We start from the raw sequence: 20,344 nt of genomic DNA, 5'->3' as shown, positions 1-20,344 counted from the left end.
GTCAGGCCGGTCGCCGGTCAGGCGTTCATGACCGCCCTGTCGCGGCTCCCCGGCGCATCCGGATCCCGCTCCGGCTCCGGCGCTTCCGCCGTTCCCACCGCTTCTGTCTGCCGGAGGCGGCGGGAGGGGGCGGTCAGCACGCCGAGGCAGGCGATGACCAGCGCGATGCCGGTCCAGCCGAGGGCCGGCAGGTGTTCGCCCACGACCAGCACCGCGAAGACCGCCGCCACGGCGGGCTCCAGCAGGGACAGGGTCGTCGCGGTGCTGACGGGGATCCGGGACAGGCCGTAGCCGAACAGGACGTACCCGGTGAACATCGGCACCAGCGCCATGTAGATCCCGACGCCCGCGTTCGTCCAGGAGGCGACCAGCGGCGCCCCCGTGGCCAGCAGCACCGGTACGAGCAGCAGCCCACCGAGGCCGAACACCACCCCCATGGCCACCCGCGAGGTGACCGAGCGGGTGATGAGGCGGTGCGCCGCCCACGCGTACACGGCGTACGTCAGGCCCGCGACCAGCCCGAGCAGCACACCGACGACGGTCTGCCGGGCGGAGCCGGTGCCCGTTCCGGCACCGGCCTGGGCGGCCTCGGCCGCACAGAGCAGCACCGTGCCGGCCAGCCCCAGGGCCGCCCCCGCCAGCCATCTCCGGGACAGGCTCCGGCCGTCCGCGAACCGCTCGATCAGCGCCGATGCCAGCGGGGCCGAGCCGATGGACACGACCGTCCCGACCGCGACACCGGCCAGATGCATGGAGGTGTAGAAGGCGAGCGGATACAGCGCCACGCCCGCTCCCCCGACGAGCACGGTCCGCCACTGCGCCCTCAGCTCCGTGCGGGCCCGTGCGATCCGGCGCCCGGCCAGCAGGGCCTGGAGCAGGCCGCCCAGGCCCATCGCCGCCGCGCCGATCGCCAGCGGGCCCACCTGGGGTGCGAGGGTCGCGGCGGTGCCCGTGGTGCCCCAGAGCACCGAGGCCAGCAGGACCGCGAGTGCGCCGAGGCCGGGTCCGGTGGTGTGCCGGGCCGCCCCGGTCACAGGGCGCCCACCAGGGATGCCGCCAGGTCCCGGGCGCGCCGCATGCGTGTGCCGTCGCCTTCGAGCCCCGCGCGCACGATGGCTCCTTCGAGCAGGAACGCCAAGTGCTCCGCCACGGACCGGGCCTGCTCGTCGCGGCCGGGCAGCAGCTCCTGGAGGTGGGCGGCGAGCAGGCCCTCGACCTGCTCCTTGTGGTGGCGGACCACGGTCCGGCCCTCGTGCCCGGTGGGCAGTTCGGCGGCCGCGTTGAGCAGGCCGCAGCCCCGGAAGCCGTGCTCGTAGGCGAGATCGGCGTGGTCGGCGTAGGCGTCGAAGACGGCCAGCACGGCCGCCGCCGGCCCCTGCGCACCGGCCAGGCGCCGCCGGTAGAGGCCGAGCCACTCCTCGTGCCTGGCCTGGAGATAGGCGCAGACCAGATCGGCCTTGGAGTCGAAGTTGTTGTAGAGGCTCATCTTCGCGACGCCGGCCTCGGCCGTGATCGTGTCGATGCCCGTCGCCGCCACGCCGTCGGCGTAGAACCGGCGCGCGGCGGCGTCGAGAATCCGCCCGCGCGCCGCCCCGCGCCGCCGCTTCACCGGCCGCTGTTCCGGCTGCTTCTCCCCGGCCGTTGTCCCGTCCATGCCGCCCACCTCCTAATTAGGTAGGTCAGTCTACCTAACGACGAGAGCGGCGGCACCCGTCCGGGGCGAGCCGATGCCGAGCCGCCGGGCGCAGGCCCGTCGTTGCACGACTGCCAGACCCGCGACCGTCGTCCCGAGCACCAGCCAGCCCACCGGTCCGGCGGCCATCACCACACCGGTCAGCAGCGGCGGCCCGGCGGACTTCTGGATGGACTGCGACATCCCGGCCACCCCCAGATACGCGGCACGGGCGTCCTGCGGCGCGAGCAGCACCGCGAGCTCCCACGAACTCACCGACCGCATCAGCTCCGCCAGCGTGACCAGCAGCGCCGCGGCGAGCAGGGCCGCCACGGCCACCCAGGCCCCGCCCAGGGTGGCCGCGGCCAGGAAGCCGCAGCACGCGAACATCAGGACTCCGTACAGCAGCAACGCCCGGGTCGCCCCGCGCGGCCCCTCCGCCCGCTTCGACACGCTCAACTGGAGCGCCACGACCAGCACGGTGTTCATGACCAGGAAGGCCGGGACCAGGGCGTGCGGCGCGGAGGTGCTGTTCACCAGCCACAGCGGCAGGCCGACGGCGAGGACCGAGTCATCGAGGTTCATCGGGATGTCCAGGAGGGCGAACCCGAGATAGCCGCGGTCCCGCCAGGGGCCGGCCCGGCGGACGGGGGCCCGCCCGCCGGCGACCGGTGCGGCGGGCGCCGCACCCCCGCCCGCCGCACCACCCGACCGCGCCACCTCGACGGCGCTCCCCGCCGCCTCGCCCGTACGCCACACCAGCACCGCGGCGACGACGAACGAGAGCGCGTTGCCCAGGATCAGGACGCGGTAGGCGCCCGTGGTCCCCACCGCCAGGCCGATGGCCGCGAGCCCCGCGCCGACGCCGTAGCCCGCGTTGGCCGCGCTGCGCGACAGCGCCTGGTACGCGGCGCGGCGCTCGCCCGCGGCGCGGGTGGCGAAGAGCATCTCCAGCGTCTTCGCGGCCCGGTCGCCCAGGTAGGTCACGGCGACGACGGGGAGCAGCGCGTCGAAACCCGTGCACACCAGGACCAGGCCGAGCGTCACCAGCCGGAGCAGATGGCAGCCGATCAGCAGCGAGCGCACCGGGAAGCGGCCGGCCAGCCGCCCGGCCAGCGGCGATCCAACGATGCCCGCGACTCCGGCCACGCCCAGCAGCACACCGATCTGCTGGGCGCTCAGTCGCGTCACGAAGGTGAGGTACAGGACCGAGGACGCGGCCCACAGCCCCGTGCCGGTCCGGTCCACCGCCAGGGCGAGCAGCATGATCCGCGCGTTGCGGCCGCCCGGCGGATTGCGCAACTGGGCCAGCAGCCCCGGCCCGCGCCCCCGCCCGCTCCCCTTTCCTCGTTCTGCGTCTCGCCCTTCGCCTCGCCGCATCACGCGCCCCCTCGGACAAGAGATCTTGAACAGCAGGACGAAGACTGCCGGGGAAATAGTCTCGATGTCAAGATACTTGATGGCGAGATACTTGCGTACGGACCGGCTTTGGACGGGTTCCGGAGCGACGCCGCAGCAGTGCCGGACCAGCTCCGGAACCCGTCCCGGTGCGCTTCGCGACCAGGAGCGTCACAGTGGAAGGGGAGCACTGGGCGGGGCTGCCGGAGGAGGTGTCCGGATGGACAGGACCGGCGACAACGGCGAACGAACGGGGTCGGCGCCCTGCTTCGTCGTGCAGATCCATCAGGCGCGGCGCATGCACTTCGACTTCCGGCTGGAAGTCGGCGGCGTACTGAAGTCGTGGGCGGTGCCGCGCGGCCCGTCGGAGAACCCTCGCGTGCGACGGCTGGCCGTCCCCACCGAGGACCATCCGCTGGAGTACCGCACCTTCGAGGGCGTCATTGCGAAGGGCGAGTACGGCGACGACACGGTGATCGTCTGGGACCAGGGCACCTACCGGCCGCTCAGCCACGACCGGTGGGGTGCGCCCGTGCCGTTCGAGCAGTCCCTGGAGGACGGGCACGCGACGTTCTGGCTCGACGGGACCAAGCTGCAGGGCGAGTTCGCACTCACCCGCTTCAAGGGCGGCGACGGGCCGGGCGAAGAGGTGTGGCTGCTGATCAAGGCCAAGGACGGACGGGCCACCCAGGAGAGCGCCGACCTGCCGGACCCGCACCTGGCACGCTCGGCCCGCACCGGCCGCACCCTGGCCCAGGTCGCGGCCGAGGAGGGCGGCGGGCCCCCGTGACCGCCCGCGACACCGTGGACGCCCTGCTCGCCCGCTGCGGAACCACGTACGCGGCCGAAGCCGGAATCCGGCTGCGGAACACCCCGCAGCCGCTGTACCAGCTCCTCGTCCTCAGCGATCTGCTGAGCGCCCGCATCCGCGCCTCCGTGGCGGTGTCGGCGGCGCGTGCGCTGTTCGCCCACGGCATGCGGTCGCCGCAGCGGATGGCCGGGGCGACCTGGCAGCAGCGGGTGGACGCACTGGGCGAGGGCGGCTACCGGCGTTACGACGAGCGGACCGCGACCCAGCTCGGCGAGGGGGCGCAGCTCCTGCTGGACGACTACGGCGGCGATCTGCGGCGCCTGCGCGAGGCGGCCGACGGCGACCTGGACGCCCTGCGGGCCGGGCTGCGGCACACCCCGGGAATCGGCCCGGCCGGTGCGGACATCTTCGTGCGCGAGGTGCAGGCGGTGTGGCCGGAGGTGGCCCCGTTCGTGGACGGGAAGGCACTCCAGGGCGCCGAGCGGCTGGGGCTGCCCGCCTCCCCGGCGAAGCTGGTGGAGTCGGCGGAGCCGGCGGACGGGCACGGGGTCGCCGTGCTCGCGGCGGCCCTGGTGCGCGCCGCACTCGACAAGCACATCGTGGACGACGTCAGGTCTCATGCCTGAGGGCGGCTCTCACCCCTGAGAACCGCCCTCCGCCCCGGGGCGCCGGTCCTGCGCCCCCGGTCAGCCCAGCATGTCCTCGATGAGGTCGGCGGCCCGCGAAGTGCCGCCCTCCGCCCGCGCCTCGGCCCGCAGCACCGCCGAGCGCCTGGCGACCTCCGGATCCGCGACCAGATCGGTCAGTGCGGTCCGCAGCGCCTCGCCGGTGGCCTGCTCGGTGTCGATGCGGCGGGCCACGCCCAGCTCGACGAGCCGGTCGGCGTTCATGAACTGATCGGCGGCCTGGGGAACGGCGATCATCGGCGTGCCGGTGAACAGCCCTTCGCTGCTGCCGCCCATGCCCGCGTGGGTGACGAAGGCGTCGGCCTGTTCCAGGATCGCCAGCTGCGGCACCCAGGAGTGCACTTCCACATTGGCCGGGATGTCACCGAGCTCCGACGGGTCCGTGTACTTGCCGATCTGGAGCACGACGTGCCAGCCGGGCAGGTCGCCGTAGGCGGCCAGGCACTGGCGGTAGAACTCCGGCCGCCTCGTGAACGCCGAACCCAGCGAAACCAGCAGCACGTTCTCGGCATCGGCGGGACGCGTCCACTCCCCCGTGTCCGCCCGGGTGCCGAAGCAGGGGCCGACGAAAGTGACCGTGCCGGTGTCGACCCGGTCGGCGTGCGGCTGCATCGCCTTCGGGATCAGCGCAAGGGACCGCGCGGGCGGTCCGCAGAAGATCTCCACATCGGCGGTGGTCGCCCCGCAGTCGGCGAGCCAGCGGGCGAACCTGGCCAGGTAGGCGTCGGCGCCCGGCAGCTGCCACATGGCCGCGGCGACCTCCTGGTCGTACCCCTCCCAGCCCACGTAGGTCGGGGACAGCTGGAGGAGGGGGCGGCCCTGCGTCTCGCCGAGGACGCGCGCGGGGTAGGCGCCGATGTCGTAGAGATACAGGTCCGCGGGGTCACGGTCGTAGACGGCGCGCAGCTGCGGGAGCGCCTGGACCGCGTCGTCGAGGAAGACGCCCATCGCTCCGATGGGGTCCTCGGGCCAGTCGTTGTCGGCGACCGGCAGCACTGAGGAGTAGGGGACGAAATCGGCGCCGGTGGCCTCGATCAGGCCGGCCACCGCCGGGTCGTTGGCGTAGGTCACCCGGTGGCCCCGGGCCACCAGCTCCCGAACGACCTCAAGGCTGGGCAGGACGTGGCTGACGGCGGGGATACCGACCATCGCGACATGGGAACGGTGACGTGACGTGCGACGTGACATGAAGGATCACTTCTTCTCAGCTCTGCGGCGATTGGGACACAGCGATCCGGTGCGCCGGCCACGGGAGCGAAACACCGTGGGCGCACTCGGATGCGGCGGGACGGGGTACATGCCCCGCCCGCGTGTCAGCCGTAGATCTGATACATGAAGTACATGCCGGGGACCCTAACCCGTCCCCGTACCGACGCGCACGGGGTTTTCGGGACGCCCCACCGGTCCGCTCAGTCCTCCACGACCAGCGCCGGGGTCTCCTTGGTCAGCACCTCGCCGCGGAAGAACGACGGGCTGCGGCGCTGCATCACCAGCATCAGCACCACGCCGAGCAGCAGCAGCCCGACGCCGATGACGAACACCGAGCCGACCCCGAAGACCGCCGAGCCGGAGCCGTAGGCCGGGTCCCACATGTCGTAGAGGGTCTTGCCGAAGACCGCGGTGAGCAGGATGCCGCCGACGCCCGGGAACAGTCCCTTGAAGACCAGGTCGCGGAAGGAGCGGGTCAGGTCGGCGCGGAAGAACCAGACGCAGGCGAACGCCGTCAGCGCGTAGTAGAAGCAGATCATGAGGCCGAGCGCGTAGATCGTGTCGACCAGGACGTGCTCGCTGACCAGGGTCATGACCGTGTAGAAGACACCGGTCGCGACGCCCGCTGTGATCGTGGCCTTCCCCGGGGTCCGGAAGCGCGGGTGGACCCGGGCGTACGAGGCGGGCAGGGCCTCGTACGTGGACATCGCGAGCACCGTGCGGGCCACCGGGATAAAGGTGGTCTGCAGGCTCGCGGCGGCCGAGGCGAGAACGGCGACGAAGAGCAGGATGCCGAGGCCGGGGCCCATGACCGGGCCGGCCAGCGCGGCGAAGACATTGTCGGAGGTGCCGGGGTTGGCGAGGCCCAGACCGGAGGTGCCGGAACCGACGGCCATCTGGGCGGCGACGCCGGTGGCCAGGTAGGAGCCGACCAGCACGACCATCGCGATGAGGGCCGCCCGCCCGGGGGTCTTCTCGCTGCCGGTGGTCTCCTCGTTGGCCGTCAGACAGGCGTCCCAGCCCCAGAACATGAAGATCGACAGCGACAGACCGGCGGTGAACGCGGCGAAGGACTGCACGGCGAACGGATTCAGCCAGGACCAGGAGAAGTCCAGCGACGAGGCGAACTCGCCGCTGTTCGCCTTCTGCACGGCCATCGCCACGAACACCGCGAGGACGACCAGCTGGAGCCCCACCAGGGCGTACTGGAGGCCCTTGGTGGCCGTCATCCCCCGGTAGCTGATCGCCGTGGCGACCGCGATCAGGGCCAGACAGGTCACGATGTGGACGGGTTTGCTGTCGTCCAGGGCTGCGATGGAGCTGTTGCCGGTGATCTCGCCCGCCAGCAGCCAGAAGTACGAGGTGGCGACGCCCGCCAGGTTCGACAGGACGATGATCGTCGCGATGACCAGGCCCCAGCCGCACATCCAGCCGACGCGCGGGCCGAACGCCTTGACCGTCCAGGTGAAGGACGTACCGCAGTCCGGCATGGCCTTGTTGAGCTCGCGGTACGCGAAGGCGACCAGCAGCATCGGCAGGAAACCGGCCAGGAAGACGGCGGGCATCTGCACGCCGACCTCGCCCGCGGTGGAGCCGAGGGTGGAGGTGAGGCAGTAGACGGGGGCGACGGTGGAGATGCCGATGACGGCGCTGCCCATCAGGCCGACGGAGTTCCCGCCGAGGCCCTTGCCGCGCACCCCGCTGTCGGCCGGGGCGGAGCCCCTTGCCGCATCTTCGGCCCGTGGCCGCGCGTCCAGCTGAGTCATGAAAAGGACGATAAACGCTGCGATTTCCACATCCGGAGGATGAGACTCCGCCGCCTCGACCTTGAATTCCAGGCAACAATACGGAAAGACCTTGATTAATTGAAGGCCATTCGTGGACTCCACCTTCCGATGCGAGGTCGAGACTCGATCACGGCATCGTACGGGAATCGCAGCAGTGTCCGCTTTATGGTGTTTCAAATTTTCCCGTGGGTGTCCGCTCAGCGGACACCCACGGTCGCGAGACGGTTCAGCCGGGCCAGACGATCGACTGGAGCTCGCTGTACGCGTGCAGTGCGTACGAGCCGACATCGCGCCCGACACCGCTCTTCTTGAACCCGCCGAACGGGGCCTCCATGTTCCGCCCGATGGTGTTCACGCCGACCCCGCCGGCCCGCAGCCGCCGGGCCACCCGGAAGGCGCGGGCCACGTCCGAGGACCAGACGTAGTCGATCAGCCCGTAGTCGCTGTCGTTGGCCAGCGCGATGCCCTCCTCCTCGTCGTCGAAGGGGACGACCACGACGACCGGACCGAAGATCTCCTCGCGGACGACACGCATCTCGTTGGTGCAGTCGGCGAGCAGGGTCGGGGCGATATAGAAACCGCGGTCGAGTCCGGCCGGGCGTTCGCCGCCCGTGACCACCCTCGCCCCCTCCTTCCGGCCCAGCTCCACGTACGACTCGACGCGGTCGCGATGGGCGGCCGAGATGACCGGGCCGACGACCGTGCCCCTGGCCGCCGGATCACCCACCTTCAGATAACCGGCGTAAGCGGCGAGCTTCTCGATCAGCGCGTCATGGACATCGCGCTGGACCAGGACCCGGGTCGGAGCCGTACAGATCTGTCCGCTGTAGAAGGAGAACGTGGTGCCGATGCCCGCCGCCGCCGAGTCGAGGTCCGCGTCGTCGAGGACGACCGCGGCGCCCTTCCCGCCCAGCTCCATCAGCTGCCGCTTCATCCCGCGCCCGCACACCTCGGCGATGCACTGCCCGACCGCCGTGGAGCCGGTGAAGCTGACCATGTCGACGTCCGGGGAGTCGACGGCGGCCTCGCCCGCCTCCGGGCCCGATCCGGTGACGACATTGACGACGCCCGGCGGAACGCCCGCCTCTTCCAGCGCCTCGGCCATCCGGAAGACGGAGAGCGGGTCCTGCGGGGCAGGCTTCACGACGACCGTGTTGCCCATGGCCAGCGCGGGCGCCACCTTGCCCGCCGGGTTGGCCCAGGGGTTGTTGTACGAGGTGATGCAGGTGACGACGCCGACCGGCTGGCGCACGGCCAGGGCCCCGAAGACCCCCGCCCGCCCCATCGGCCCGGCCTCGTTGATCTGCGGCGTGATCGCCTCCTCGACCGGCTCCAGCGCTCCCCTGGCGTACCGGCGGAAGCGGGCGGCGCCCACGGCGACCTGCATGCCGCGGGCCGTCGCCGTGGTGGCGCCGCTCTCCGCTCGGGCGAGCGCGGCGTTGCCGTCGAGGTCGCGCAGCATCAGACCGGCCGCCCGGTCGAGGATCTCGGCCCGCTCCTCGGGGCGGGTGCGGGACCAGGTGCCGAAGGCCTCCCGGGCCGCGGCCGCCGCCGCGTACACCTGCTCGCGGCTCGCCTCCGGGGCGAGGCCGGCCACCTCCTCGGTGGCCGGGTCGATCACCTCGTAGTGGCCGTGGTCGGGTTCGGTCCACCGGCCGCCGATGAACAGGCGGCGCTTTCCGTCGTCGCTCATACCGTGCTCACCGTCCGGGTGTCGCGGCCGGAACGGAGCACCGTGCCGGGGACCGCGCCGGTCACCTTGTCGTCGCGCAGCGTCTCCACCCCGTTGACCCGGACCGACACGATGCCGATGGCCCTGGAGTCGAGCCGGGGGCTGTCGCCGGGCAGATCGTGGACGAGGGTGGCGGGCCCGGCGTCGATGCGTTCCGGGTCGAAGAGGACGAGGTCGGCGTGGAAGCCCTCCTCGATCCGGCCCCGCTCGCGGAGGCCGAAGAGCCGGGCGGGGTCGTCGGTCAGCATCTTCACGGCCCGCTCCAGGGGGACGAGCCCCCGCCCGCGCAGACAGTCGCCGAGGAACCGGGTGGTGTACGGGGCACCGCACATCCGGTCCAGGTGCGCGCCCGCGTCGGAGCCGCCGAGCATGACGTCCTCGTGCTCCCAGGTCTCGCGGCGCAGCGCCCAGGAGGCGGGGTCGTTGTCGGTGGGCATCGGCCACAGCACGGTGCGCAGCTCGTCGGCGGCGCAGATCTCGACCAGGCAGTGGAAGGGGTCCAGGCCCCGCTCGGCGGCGATGTCGCGCACGACGCGGCCGGTCAGTCCTTCGTTGGCCGCGCTGTAGGTGTCGCCGATGACGTACCGGCCGAAGTCGGCGAGGCGACGGAAGACTCCGGCCTCCTTGCTGTCGGCGCGGCGGAGCATCTCGGCGCGGGTGGCGGCGTCGCGGAGCCGTTCGATGCGCTCGGGGACGGGGAGGGCGAGGATCTCGCCCCAGCCGGGTATGAGGTTGAGGGCGCAGAAGGTGCCGAGCGACATGTTCATCGGGGTGAGGATCGGCATGGTCAGCGCGACGATCCGGCCGCCGGCCCGGCGGGCCCGTTCGCTGGGCACCAGCTGACGCGGTACGCGTTCGGGGACGGCGGCGTCGATGGTGAGGACGTTCCAGTTCAGCGGGCGTCCGGCGGTGGCGCTCATGTCGACGAGCAGCTCGATCTCCTCGTCGGCGAACTGGTCGAGGCAGCCGGCCACGATCGCTTCGAGCTGGGTGCCCTCGTGTTCGCCGACGGCCCGGGAGAGGGCGAGGAGCTCCTCGGGGAGGGCATGCCGGGAGGCGACGGGCTGCCCGTCGCCGTCGGAGTGGGTGGCGGACTGGGTGGTGGACAGCCCCCAGGCCCCGGCGTCCATCGCGTCGTGGAACAGCGCGAGCATGGCGTCGAGCTGCTCGGGGGTGGGCTGCCCGCCGACCGCGTCGGCGCCCATGACGTGCCTGCGCAGGGCGCAGTGCCCGACCATGAACCCGGCGTTGACGGCGATCCGCCCTTCGAGGGCGTCGAGGTACTCGCGGAAACTGGACCAGGTCCAGTCGACGCCCTCCTCCAGCGCCTTGAGGGCCATGCCCTCCACCCGCGACATCATCCGGCGGGTGTAGTCGGCGTCCTCGGGGCGCTCGGGGTGCAGCGGGGCGAGGGTGAACCCGCAGTTGCCCCCGGCGACGGTGGTGACGCCGTGGTTCATGGACGGGGTGGCGTACGGGTCCCAGAAGAGCTGGGCGTCGTAGTGGGTGTGCGGGTCGACGAACCCGGGTGCGAGGACGAGACCGGTGGCGTCCTCGGTGGTGACGGCCTCCTCGGTGAGCGTGCCCGGTTCGGCGACGACGGCGATGCGGCCGTCGCGGATGCCGATGTCGGCGGGGTACGAGGGCCCGCCGGTGCCGTCCACGACGGTCGCTCCGCGGATGAGGTGGTCGAGCATGACGGGGTTCCCTTCTGCGGTGGGTGGGTGTGCGGCCGGGGTGCGCACGGCCGCGGTACGCACCCCGGCCGCACGGAGCGGCGGTCCGGGAAGACGCCGCTGCTTCGAGGATCAAGCCCCTCCGGCGCCTGAGGAGCGGGTTTTGGGGCTGAGCCCCGGAACCACTACGCCGCGTTCCGGAACCGCGAGGTCCGGTGCACCGGGTCCGTGTCGATCTTCGGGATCACGTGCTCACCGATCAGCTTGATCGAGTTCAGCGTGTCCTCACGGCTCACCCCGATCGGCAGCCCGAAGCTCAGCTGGTCCGCCCCCGCCTGCTCCCACCGCTTGCACTGCGCCAGCACCTCGTCCGGGTCGCCGCAGATCATCAGCTCCTCGGCGATCAGCAGCTCGATGATCTCCTCGGTGTACTCCGGGAGCAGCTCGGGCCACTCCGGTATCCCCTCCGGCCGGGGGAAGGTGTCGTGGTAGCGGAAGAGCAGCGACTGGAGGTAGTTCAGCCCGCCGCCCACCGCGATCTCGACGGCCTTGGCGTGCGTCTCGGCGCAGATGGCCGTGGAGGTGACCATGACGTTGTCGTTGACGAAATCCCCGACGGGCTCGGCCTCCTTGACGGCCGTCTTGTAGGACTCGACGACCCACTCCATGTCGGAGACCTTCTGCACGCTGAAGCCCAGCACGCCGAGCCCCTTCTTGCCCGCCATCGCGTACGAGGACGGCGACCCGGCCGCGTACCACATCGCCGGGTGCGACTTCCCGTACGGCTTGGGCAGGATCTTGCGCGGCGGCAGCGACCAGTGCTTGCCCTGGAAGCCGACGTACTCGTCCTGGAGCCACATCTTGGGGAACTCGGCGATGGTCTCTTCCCAGAGTTCCTTGGTGTGGTTCATGTCGGTGATGCCCGGCATGAACCCCAGGATCTCGTGGCTGCCGGCGCCGCGCCCCGAGCCGAACTCGAAGCGCCCCTCCGACAGGTGGTCGAGCATGGCGACCTTCTCGGCCACCTTCACCGGGTGGTTGACCGGGGCCAGCGGGTTGAAGATGCCGGACCCGAGGTGGATGCGGTCGGTGGCGTGCGCGAGGTAGCCCAGGTACACGTCGTTGGCCGAGATGTGCGAGTACTCCTCCAGGAAGTGGTGCTCGGAGGCCCAGGCGTACTTGAAGCCGGACTTGTCCGCCTGGATGACGTACTCGGTCTCCTCGATCAGCGCCTTGTGCTCTGCCTCGGGGTCGACCTTGGCCCGCGCGGCGGGCACGTACCCCTGTACAAAGAGCCCGAATTCCAAGGGGGTTCACCGTCCTCAATCGTTTCTGACACTCCGTCAGATCGTGATGTGTCCGACTGTTCCACCGGCACCCGCACCCGTCAATAGCTGACGCATCGTCAGATCATCCGGGAGCGGGCCCCGGCCAGGAGCGGGCCTCAGAACAGGCTGACGCCCGCCAGCCATCCCCCGTCGATGACGAACGGCTGCCCGGTGATGTACGAGGAGTCCTCCGACGTCAGGAAGAGCGCCAGCGTCGCCACCTCCTCCGGCTGCCCGATCCGCCCCAGCGGCACGAGCTTGCGGTACAGCTCGGCCACCGCGGCCTTGGACTCCTCCGGGTCCGCGGCCGGGTCCAGCGCCGCCGGATTGGTCATCGCGGTGTCCACGGCCCCGGGACAGACGGCGTTGACCCGTATCCCCTTCGCGGCCAGCTCCACCGCGGCCACCCGGGTCAGCCCGAGCACCGCGTGCTTGGTGGCGGCGTACGCGCCCACGAACGCCATGCCCGTGAGCCCGGTGTACGAGGCGGTGTTGACGATGGTCCCGCCACCCGCCGCCTCGATCTCCGGCGCGACGTTCTTGATCCCGAGGAACGCGCCCACCTGATTGACCTGCACCACCTGCTGGAACTCCTCCAGCGGCGTGCTCACCAGCTCGTTGAAGCGGAGGATCCCCGCGTTGTTGACCAGCCCGTCGATCTTCCCGTGGGCGTCCTTCGCGGCGGCGACCGCGGCCTGCCAGTCCTCCTCCCGGCTCACGTCCAGGTGAACGAACCTGGCGGCGTCCTTCCCCAGCTCGCCCCGCAGTTCCTCGGCCAGCGCCTCGCCCTGCTCGTCGAGCACATCGGCGATCACCACCCGCGCGCCCTCCGCGGCGAAGAGCCGCGCCTCCTGCTCGCCCTGCCCGCGCGCCGCACCGCTGATGAGTACGACCCGCCCGTCCAGCTTGCCCATGGCCTGACTCCTACCTGTCGAGATGGGGTGCGACCTCGGCGGCGAACGCCGCCATCTGGTCGGTCAGTTCGCTGCGGCTCCGGCTGCGGAACCGCACCTGGATCTGGTGGACGCCCATGGCCCCGTACGCGCGCAGCGACTCCGCGAGGGCCTCCGGCTTTCCGGTGAGGGTGCGCCGCCCGACGGACCAGTCCGGCTCACCGACGTACAGCGGCTCGGTGATCGCACCGATGACGATCGGGTCCTCGACCCCGGCCGCCTCCCGCAGCTCCTTCAGCCGGGCGATCTGCGCGGGCAGCTTCTCCCGGGGATCGCCCTGCGGCAGCCAGCCGTCACCCCGCACGGCCGCCCGGCGCACCGCGGCCGGCGAGGAGCCGCCCACCCAGACAGGCACCCGCTCCTGGGCCGGTCGGGGCAGCTGCCCGAGGCCGCCGAAGGAGATCCGCTCCCCCGCGAACTCCGGGTACTCCTCCGGGCCGAGCGCCGCCTTCAGCGCGTCGATGGTCTCGTCGAGCACCCGGCCCCGCCCGTCGAAGTCGGCGCCGAGCGCCTCGAACTCCTCCGCCACGTGCCCGGCGCCGACGCCGAGGATCAGCCGGCCGCCGCAGAGGTGGTCGAGGGTGGCGTACTGCTTGGCCGTGACCAGCGGGTGCCGCAGGCCGACGACGGCGACATGGCTCATCAGCAGAACCCGCTCGGTGATCCCGGCGAGATAGGCGAGGGTGGCGACCGGGTCGTACCAGACGGTGCTCATGACCCCGGCGAGCCGCCTCGGGATCGCGACGTGGTCGCAGCTCGCCAGATAGGCGAAGCCGGAGCGGTCGGCGGTCCGGGCTATCGCGGCGAGGTCGTCCGGACCGGCCTCCGCCTCCCACCCCTCGGCGTAGATGGTGCTCTGCGACTGGATCGGCAGCTGCATCCCGTACGACAGCGGCCCGGTGGTCGATATAGGCACCGAACGGCCTCCTCCCCGGCGGCATCTGACACACCGTCACTTGACGGGGCGCGGGGGCCATCGTGATACCTGACGCCTCATCAGGCAAGGGGCGGGGAAGGAGCGGTTACGGGGCCGGGGACCCGCCGTCGGCGTCCCGGAACAGGAACTCGCCCTCGATCTCCAGCCGGGTCGGGGCCTTGCTCCCGTCGTAGAAGTTCACGTCGTCGCACTCCCCGGTCCAGCGCAGCCGGAGCAGCCCGCCCTCGCGCGAGACCACCGTGATCCGGTTGTCCCGCAGCGACTCGTGCTCGAAGTAGTACAGCAGCGACATGGCCGAGTCCTCGCCCTCGGCCGCCCCGGGCATCAGGAACGTACGCCCGACCAGCCGGTCGATGTCCGCCTCGGCCTCCGTCATGGCGACGCCCACCTCGGCGGACGGGGCCGCGCCCGCGTCCGCCGTGTCCTCGCAGCGGCGCGCGGCGTCCGGGTCCGCCAGGGCCTCGAACCAGACGGTCACCCCCGTGTCCGTGCCGCCTTCGTACGAGCGGATCACCCGCACCACCGCCGTGTCGAGGCGGTACTCCTCGTCCCCGTTGAACCGGTGCAGCACCAGGCGCCCGCCGGGGACCCTTCCCTCGCCTCGCGACCCTCCCACGGTCACCACCTCCGGGCCCAGCCTCGCACGGCGGAGCGGGCGTCTCCGCGGAGGTCAGAGCAGGGGCGGAGCGGTGGCGGGATCCGGCGCCGCGTCCGGCGCCGCGTCCGACGGGCGGCCCGCCTCGGCATCGGCGTCGCCCTCGTAGTCGTCCCCGCCGGTCGCCGCGCTCTCGGGAGCCGCATCGCTCCCCGGCGCCGCGCCCTCGCTCTCGTCCTCGTCGCCCTCGTCCTCGTTCTCGTCCGGCGCGGCCTGGACGCCCACGCCCTGCGAGGAGGACACGTTCTGGTCGATGGCGCCCCCGCCGCCGTCGTGGTCGCTGCCCGCCGTGCCCTTGCTCAGGGGGCCCAGCACATTGAGCGTCCGGTCCACCTCCAGCCAGGAGTCGGCGTTGGAGTTGTCGATGGTGACCAGGGACGGACCGTGGTGCGTCTCCATGCCGCCGTCGGGGGCGTCGGCCCAGGCCGCTCCGGCGGCCAACTGGCCCTGGCAGAGCGCCCCGAGGGCGATCACCAGGACCGCACGCGCCTTCGACGAGGTGAATCCCATGTTCCTGCTCTTCCTTCTTGCCTGTGGTGCACATGGCGCCGAGGCCCCGCGGTGCACGGTGACGCACCACCGGGGGCCCGGCATTCGGACGGTTCGGTGACCAGCCGGGCCGACCGCACCCGGCGCGACATCCGGATCAGACGGTCGCGGGCTCGCGGACGGGGTGGTGCCTGCTGATGTTCTTCTCCAGCAGCTCCGTCGAGCGCTGCACCCCGATGCCCTCTGAGGGCACGAACTCGGGAAGCCGCCCGTCGGACCGCTTGAGGTCCGTCAGCGCGCTGTCGATGGCCGCGTGCGCGGCGAAGAGGCAGGGGGTGCTGTAGATGGCCACCTGGCACTCCAGGTCGGTCAGTTCGGAGAGCGAGAGCCTGGGGGACTTCCCGCCCGCGATCTGGTTGAAGAGCAGCGGCTTGTCGCCGACCACGTTCCGGATGCGCTTGATCCACTCGACGCTGCGCACCCCGTCGACCAGGACGACATCGGCGTCCGTCTTGGCCAGCGCCTCCGCGCGGCGCAGGATGTCGTCCTCCTCCGTGGCGTCCGTGCGGGCCACGACCACCAGGTCCCGCCTGCTCTCCAGCACGAGGTTGAGCTTCTCCAGGTACTCCTCCAGCGGCAGCACCTGCTTGCCGTCCGCGTGGCCGCACCTGCGCGGGCGCTTCTGGTCCTCCAGGATGACGCCGGAGGCGCCGATCCTCTCCAGTCGCTGCACCACGTGGCAGGCCACCTCGGGGTCGACGTAGCCGTCGTCGATGTCCACCAGCAGGTGGTGGGAGGGGAAGGCCAGCCGCAGCCGCTCCACGAAGGCCACCATGTCCGGCCAGGCGATGAAGCCGATGTCGGGCAGCCCGTAGTGGGAGGCGGCGAAGCCGAAGCCGGACACGAAGAATCCGTCGTAGTGGCGGGCCACGACGGAGGCCGAGTACATGTCGTAAATACCGATGAGCGGAGTCGTTCCCGGGGACCGGACTTCGTCCCTCAGCGCAGTTCCGTAACTCACAGCGTCTCTCCTTGACCAATGGATGAACGGGTGTTGAGCGATGCCGTCCCGGGCGCTGCGGGCTCCGTCGACGCCGGGCCCCGGAGCCACTGATGCCGCGGGTGCGGAAACACCACGCGCGGACTCGCCCGCCAAAAAGGCAGCGGCGTTCCGACCGCACGGGACGTAAGAAAACTGCCGTCTTGCGACGGCTCGTATATCTATACAGTCGTGACCGAGTCTTTACTCCGGGACTCGCCGCTTTTTACCCTGCGTGCGAGGCCTCTCGGGTGTACGCCGGGGGCCTGTTGCAGGCGCGCGGAATCCGGTGGACGCTTCCTTTCGGATCATCCGAAACAACAACTCGGGAAAGCACTGAATGCCTGGTGCATGCACCATGTTGACGTTCTACGGGACCGCTGGAGCGGCGGCACCGAAGGGCACCGTCCGGCATCTCACCGGACCGCTTGAGAAGTAACGTTCCACCCCTTGAAGGAACGACGATGACAGATCCATCGGTCGAACTGTTCGAACGGAAAACTCCACATAGTTTTCCAGCCGTCCCGTGATCGCCTCGGGCTCCGGTCACCCGTCTCGACGAACACAAAATGAAGCTGCCACAACAGAAGACCTTCTCTGCTGTGGCAGCGACCGGGGCTGTCCCGAACTCTGGGCGGCTTCCTGTCCGTCCCCCTCAGAACCTGTCAGATCACGGAGTGGCGGGAATGCAGACCGCGTACGACTGAACGGTCTGCGGGGTGGCGCCACTGTTGTACGCGGAGACGTGCCAGCTGTTGGTCGTGGTGTCCGGAGCGCTCGCGGTCCAGTGGATGTCGTCGTTCTGCAGCTGGTTCACGGCACCTCCGCCGGTCAGCACGGTGTTGGCAGGGCATGTGGCCGTGATGTCCTGGATGCTGCCCCCGGCGGGGATGGGCGTGGCGGCGCTGGTGGCAGTCTGGGACGGGCCGACAGGCCCGGTCGGACCGGTCGGACCGGCAGGACCGGTGGCACCCGTAGCCCCGTCGGCACCGTTGGTGCCGTTGGTGCCGTTGGCACCGGTCGGACCCGTCGGACCGGTGGGACCAGTCGCACCATCAGCACCGTTGGCACCGGTCGCACCCGTCAGGCCCTGCAAACCCGTCGCACCCGTCGCACCAGTCGCACCCGTCGCACCATCAGCACCGTTGGCACCGGTCGCACCCGTCAGGCCCTGCAAACCCGTCGCACCAGTCGCACCAGTCGCACCCGTCGCACCATCAGCACCGTTGGCACCGGTCGGACCCGTCAGGCCCTGCAAACCCGTCGCACCCGTCGCACCAGTCGCACCCGTCAGGCCCTGCAGACCCGTCGCACCCGTCGCACCAGTCGCACCCGTCGCACCATCAGCACCGGTCGGACCCGTCAGGCCCTGCAAACCCGTCGCACCCGTCGCACCAGTCGCACCCGTCAGGCCCTGCAGACCCGTCGCACCCGTCGCACCGGTCGCACCCGTCGCACCATCAGCACCGTTGGCACCGGTCGGACCCGTCAGGCCCTGCAGACCCGTCGCACCAGTCGCACCAGTCGCACCAGTCGCACCCGTCGCACCATCAGCACCGTTGGCACCGGTCGGACCCGTCAGGCCCTGCAAACCCGTCGCACCCGTCGCACCAGTCGGACCCGTCAGGCCCTGCAGACCCGTCGCACCCGTCGCACCGGTCGCACCCTGCAAACCCGTCGCACCCGTCGGACCCGTCACACCCTGCAGACCCGTCGCACCCGTCGCACCGGTCGCACCCTGCAAACCCGTCGCACCCGTCGCACCCGTCACACCCTGCAAACCCGTCGCACCCGTCGCACCCGTCGCACCCGTCGGACCCGTCAGGCCCTGCAAACCCGTCGCACCCGTCGCACCGGTCGCACCCGTCACACCCTGCAGACCCGTCGCACCCGTCGCACCCGTCAGGCCCTGCAAACCCGTCGCACCCGTCGGACCCGTCACACCCTGCAGACCCGTCGCACCCGTCGGACCCGACGGCCCCATCGGGCCGGTAGGGCCGGTGGGCCCCGTCGGACCGGTGTCGCCCGTCCCCGGGTAGTCGTCACAGAACGGCACGGTGGTCTGCGTCGAGATGTATCGGGCGCTCATCCACCCACTGCCGTTGGACAGCAGGTACCACAGGTTGTTGCCACCGACATTCTGACCGGTCACCTGGCAGGCGATGGACACCTGGCCGCCGGACGGCACGCTGCCCACGATCGCCGACTGAGTGGTGGGACCGCTGCGGATGTTCTGAGAGGTGTTGGAGATGACCGTCCCGGACACGCTTGCCAGCACCCGGCTGGCCATCACTCGGTCGGCCGCCTGCGTACCCGTGGGGTTCGGCGCCGCGTGAGCGACGTTGATGGGGCACAGCGCCAGAGTCATACCCAGCGACATGGCACCCAGAGTCGAGCGGGACAGAATGTCCCAGCTTCGCGATTTGTGCATCTCGGTTCCTTACCAGTTCCGCGTGGAGTTGGAGCCGTGAATGTGACAGGTGCGGAGGGGTATCGGCATATGCGCCACGCGCTGATCCGCCGTCCGAACACAGGCGACACCCCTTGCGAGTGAGGAGAACGCGGCCATCTGCCCCTGTTTTCAGCCTAATTGAGGCTATTGGTAATTTCGGCCGTTCCATCTGTGCGCCTCCGCACATTCTGCGCCGTGACGCGGTCAGCTGTTTCCGGCGCATTGGCGCCGCTTTCCTCCGGTGGCCGCAATGGCCGGGCTCGCATGCCGCACCAATTCAATGGGGCATTGTCCCGTAAAAGCAAGATTGGAAGATCTAATGAAAGATCTGATCGACCACCCTGCCGAAAAGCGGCCGGCCACTCCGCACGGCAGGCCGTCGTTCTGTCTGTGCATGATCGTCAAGGACGAGGCGAAGGTCATCGAGCGATGCCTGAACTCCGTACGCGACCTGGTGGATACCTGGGTCATCTCCGACACCGGCTCGCGTGACGGCACCCAGGACCTGATCCGCGCCACGTTCAAGGAGATTCCGGGGGAACTCCACGAGGATCCCTGGACCAACTTCGGCCACAACCGCACCCTGAACATCCAGCGCGCACGCGGCAAGGCCGACTATCTCCTCCTCATCGACGCCGATATGGCCGTCCGGCGCGAGGGAAAACTGTCCGCGCTTTCCGAACTGAGCGCCGATTCCTATATGTTGCGCCATCTCGGTGCTCTCCAATACCGCATTCCCCGGCTGGTCAAGGGGGACATCCTGTGGCGGTACGAGGGCGCGACCCACGAATACCTGACCACCGACCAGCAGCACAGCGTCGCCGATCTCCAGGTTCTCAGCATCGATCACTTCGCCGACGGCGGTTCACGCGGGGACAAGTTCACCCGGGACGTCCGCCTGCTGCGCGAGGACCTCAAGCGCGATCCGGACAATCCCCGCACCGTCTTCTACCTCGCGCAAACCCTCCGCGACATGGGTGAGACCCGGGACGCGATCGCGGCGTACGAACGCCGGGCCGGCATGGGCGGATGGGACGAGGAGGTGTACTACGCCCTGCTCCAGGTGGGGGTGCTCAAGGCCGACAGCGGCGACTGGCCCGGCGCCCTGGAGGCTCTCACCCATGCGTGGGAAAGCCGGCCGCAGCGGCTGGAGGCCTGCTACGAACTGGTCTTCCGGCTGAGGAAGAAGGGGCGCCATCAAGCCGCCAATGCCTTCGCCGTCGCCGGCCTCAACCGCCCCGCGCCCCGGGACTGGCTGTTCGTGGAACCCTGGGTCTACAGCTGGGGTCTGCTCTTCGAGCACTCCATCACGTCCTACTGGACCGGAGACGCGCACGGATCACTGGCTTCCTGCGATCGTCTCCTCGCCCTGCCCGACCTTCCGCCCGGCTACCGTGAGCAGACCATCAGCAACCGCAGATTCGCGGCCGATCGCGTTGCGGCGGGAACCGGCCGGTCGACGCCTGCCGCCTTTGCCCGCCCGCGCACCACATGACGGGCGCGCGGGACGACTGAGGGGA

General features: G+C 70.7%; 17 protein-coding genes. 3 read left to right on the top strand and 14 right to left on the bottom strand.

The genetic code is table 11. The features are described from left to right. Positions 1 to 17: 17 nt before the first annotated feature. From OHA19_RS23270 to OHA19_RS23260, 3 genes are read right to left on the bottom strand one after another with little or no spacing between them, the layout of a single operon-like run. Entirely contained in the window at positions 18 to 1,034 is a 1,017-nt protein-coding gene (locus OHA19_RS23270; RefSeq protein ID WP_405713694.1) for a DMT family transporter, read from the bottom strand. Beyond that, on the bottom strand, positions 1,031 to 1,654 hold the full coding sequence (locus OHA19_RS23265; protein ID WP_405713696.1) for a TetR/AcrR family transcriptional regulator: 624 nt from the start codon (positions 1,652 to 1,654) through the stop codon (positions 1,031 to 1,033). The genes OHA19_RS23270 and OHA19_RS23265 overlap by 4 nt, the downstream gene beginning before the upstream one ends. 30 nt (positions 1,655 to 1,684) lie before the next feature. Beyond that, positions 1,685 to 2,974 carry an MFS transporter gene (locus OHA19_RS23260; protein WP_405713698.1) on the bottom strand — a complete coding sequence of 430 codons (1,290 nt, stop codon included), beginning with the start codon at positions 2,972 to 2,974 and terminating at the stop codon, positions 1,685 to 1,687. Between the two features lie 316 nt (positions 2,975 to 3,290). Here OHA19_RS23260 and OHA19_RS23255 point away from each other — a divergent pair, with 316 nt between their 5' ends. Together OHA19_RS23255 and OHA19_RS23250 are read left to right on the top strand one after the other, a co-directional pair. Continuing rightward, entirely contained in the window at positions 3,291 to 3,860 is a 570-nt protein-coding gene (locus tag OHA19_RS23255; protein WP_405713700.1) for a DNA polymerase ligase N-terminal domain-containing protein, read from the top strand. After that, on the top strand, positions 3,857 to 4,507 hold the full coding sequence (locus OHA19_RS23250) for an endonuclease (RefSeq protein WP_405713702.1): 651 nt from the start codon (positions 3,857 to 3,859) through the stop codon (positions 4,505 to 4,507). The genes OHA19_RS23255 and OHA19_RS23250 overlap by 4 nt, the downstream gene beginning before the upstream one ends. Before the next feature lie 60 nt (positions 4,508 to 4,567). Here OHA19_RS23250 and OHA19_RS23245 read toward each other — a convergent pair whose 3' ends face one another. The 11 genes from OHA19_RS23245 to OHA19_RS23195 all read right to left on the bottom strand — a co-directional run bounded on the left by OHA19_RS23245 (position 4,568) and on the right by OHA19_RS23195 (position 18,752). After that, positions 4,568 to 5,755: a macrolide family glycosyltransferase gene (locus OHA19_RS23245; RefSeq protein WP_405751417.1), complete on the bottom strand. Its 1,188-nt coding sequence runs from the start codon at positions 5,753 to 5,755 to the stop codon at positions 4,568 to 4,570. A gap of 221 nt (positions 5,756 to 5,976) precedes the next feature. After that, on the bottom strand, positions 5,977 to 7,542 hold the full coding sequence (locus tag OHA19_RS23240) for an APC family permease (RefSeq protein ID WP_405713706.1): 1,566 nt from the start codon (positions 7,540 to 7,542) through the stop codon (positions 5,977 to 5,979). Between the two features lie 247 nt (positions 7,543 to 7,789). Then, positions 7,790 to 9,256, bottom strand: coding sequence for an aldehyde dehydrogenase family protein (locus tag OHA19_RS23235; RefSeq protein ID WP_405713708.1), 1,467 nt, complete (start codon positions 9,254 to 9,256; stop codon positions 7,790 to 7,792). Then, positions 9,253 to 10,992 carry an amidohydrolase family protein gene (locus OHA19_RS23230; RefSeq protein WP_405713710.1) on the bottom strand — a complete coding sequence of 580 codons (1,740 nt, stop codon included), beginning with the start codon at positions 10,990 to 10,992 and terminating at the stop codon, positions 9,253 to 9,255. The genes OHA19_RS23235 and OHA19_RS23230 overlap by 4 nt, the downstream gene beginning before the upstream one ends. A 164-nt stretch (positions 10,993 to 11,156) precedes the next feature. Further along, the gene (locus OHA19_RS23225; RefSeq protein ID WP_405713712.1) at positions 11,157 to 12,278 is read right to left on the bottom strand and encodes an LLM class flavin-dependent oxidoreductase; all 1,122 of its coding nucleotides are present in this window, start codon (positions 12,276 to 12,278) and stop codon (positions 11,157 to 11,159) included. A 137-nt stretch (positions 12,279 to 12,415) separates the two neighbouring features. After that, positions 12,416 to 13,213 carry an SDR family NAD(P)-dependent oxidoreductase gene (locus OHA19_RS23220; RefSeq protein WP_405713714.1) on the bottom strand — a complete coding sequence of 266 codons (798 nt, stop codon included), beginning with the start codon at positions 13,211 to 13,213 and terminating at the stop codon, positions 12,416 to 12,418. Between the two features lie 10 nt (positions 13,214 to 13,223). Further along, positions 13,224 to 14,168, bottom strand: coding sequence for an LLM class F420-dependent oxidoreductase (locus OHA19_RS23215; RefSeq protein WP_405713716.1), 945 nt, complete (start codon positions 14,166 to 14,168; stop codon positions 13,224 to 13,226). A gap of 106 nt (positions 14,169 to 14,274) precedes the next feature. Further along, positions 14,275 to 14,805, bottom strand: coding sequence for a hypothetical protein (locus OHA19_RS23210; RefSeq protein WP_405713718.1), 531 nt, complete (start codon positions 14,803 to 14,805; stop codon positions 14,275 to 14,277). A gap of 54 nt (positions 14,806 to 14,859) precedes the next feature. After that, positions 14,860 to 15,354, bottom strand: a complete 495-nt coding sequence (locus tag OHA19_RS23205; protein ID WP_405713720.1) for a hypothetical protein — start codon at positions 15,352 to 15,354, stop codon at positions 14,860 to 14,862. Between the two features lie 136 nt (positions 15,355 to 15,490). Beyond that, complete coding sequence (locus OHA19_RS23200) at positions 15,491 to 16,354, bottom strand: oxaloacetate decarboxylase (protein WP_405751415.1); 864 nt, start codon at positions 16,352 to 16,354, stop codon at positions 15,491 to 15,493. Between the two features lie 688 nt (positions 16,355 to 17,042). Continuing rightward, positions 17,043 to 18,752 (bottom strand): SH3 domain-containing protein, encoded by a 1,710-nt coding sequence (locus OHA19_RS23195; RefSeq protein WP_405751412.1) that lies wholly within the window; start codon positions 18,750 to 18,752, stop codon positions 17,043 to 17,045. A 391-nt stretch (positions 18,753 to 19,143) separates the two neighbouring features. On the opposite strand from OHA19_RS23195, the gene OHA19_RS23190 reads away from it, so the two are divergent. Next, entirely contained in the window at positions 19,144 to 20,319 is a 1,176-nt protein-coding gene (locus tag OHA19_RS23190) for a glycosyltransferase (RefSeq protein ID WP_405751409.1), read from the top strand. Positions 20,320 to 20,344: the final 25 nt, after the last annotated feature.

Source organism: Streptomyces sp. NBC_00012 (genome assembly GCF_045040875.1).
Taxonomy (GTDB): Bacteria; Actinomycetota; Actinomycetes; order Streptomycetales; family Streptomycetaceae; genus Streptomyces.
Note: the sequence above shows the minus strand (reverse complement) of the source record. Positions and strands in the feature narration are given on the sequence as shown.

What these genes read in the sequence shown, in the direction of transcription:
- OHA19_RS23265 (WP_405713696.1), bottom strand. Translation starts at nt 1,654, where the DNA reads ATGGACGGGACAACGGCCGGGGAGAAGCAGCCGGAACAGCGGCCGGTG.
- OHA19_RS23255 (WP_405713700.1), top strand. Translation starts at nt 3,291, where the DNA reads ATGGACAGGACCGGCGACAACGGCGAACGAACGGGGTCGGCGCCCTGC.
- OHA19_RS23245 (WP_405751417.1), bottom strand. Translation starts at nt 5,755, where the DNA reads ATGTCACGTCGCACGTCACGTCACCGTTCCCATGTCGCGATGGTCGGT.
- OHA19_RS23240 (WP_405713706.1), bottom strand. Translation starts at nt 7,542, where the DNA reads ATGACTCAGCTGGACGCGCGGCCACGGGCCGAAGATGCGGCAAGGGGC.
- OHA19_RS23235 (WP_405713708.1), bottom strand. Translation starts at nt 9,256, where the DNA reads ATGAGCGACGACGGAAAGCGCCGCCTGTTCATCGGCGGCCGGTGGACC.
- OHA19_RS23230 (WP_405713710.1), bottom strand. Translation starts at nt 10,992, where the DNA reads ATGCTCGACCACCTCATCCGCGGAGCGACCGTCGTGGACGGCACCGGC.
- OHA19_RS23220 (WP_405713714.1), bottom strand. Translation starts at nt 13,213, where the DNA reads ATGGGCAAGCTGGACGGGCGGGTCGTACTCATCAGCGGTGCGGCGCGC.
- OHA19_RS23205 (WP_405713720.1), bottom strand. Translation starts at nt 15,354, where the DNA reads ATGGGATTCACCTCGTCGAAGGCGCGTGCGGTCCTGGTGATCGCCCTC.
- OHA19_RS23195 (WP_405751412.1), bottom strand. Translation starts at nt 18,752, where the DNA reads ATGTCGCTGGGTATGACTCTGGCGCTGTGCCCCATCAACGTCGCTCAC.
- OHA19_RS23190 (WP_405751409.1), top strand. Translation starts at nt 19,144, where the DNA reads ATGAAAGATCTGATCGACCACCCTGCCGAAAAGCGGCCGGCCACTCCG.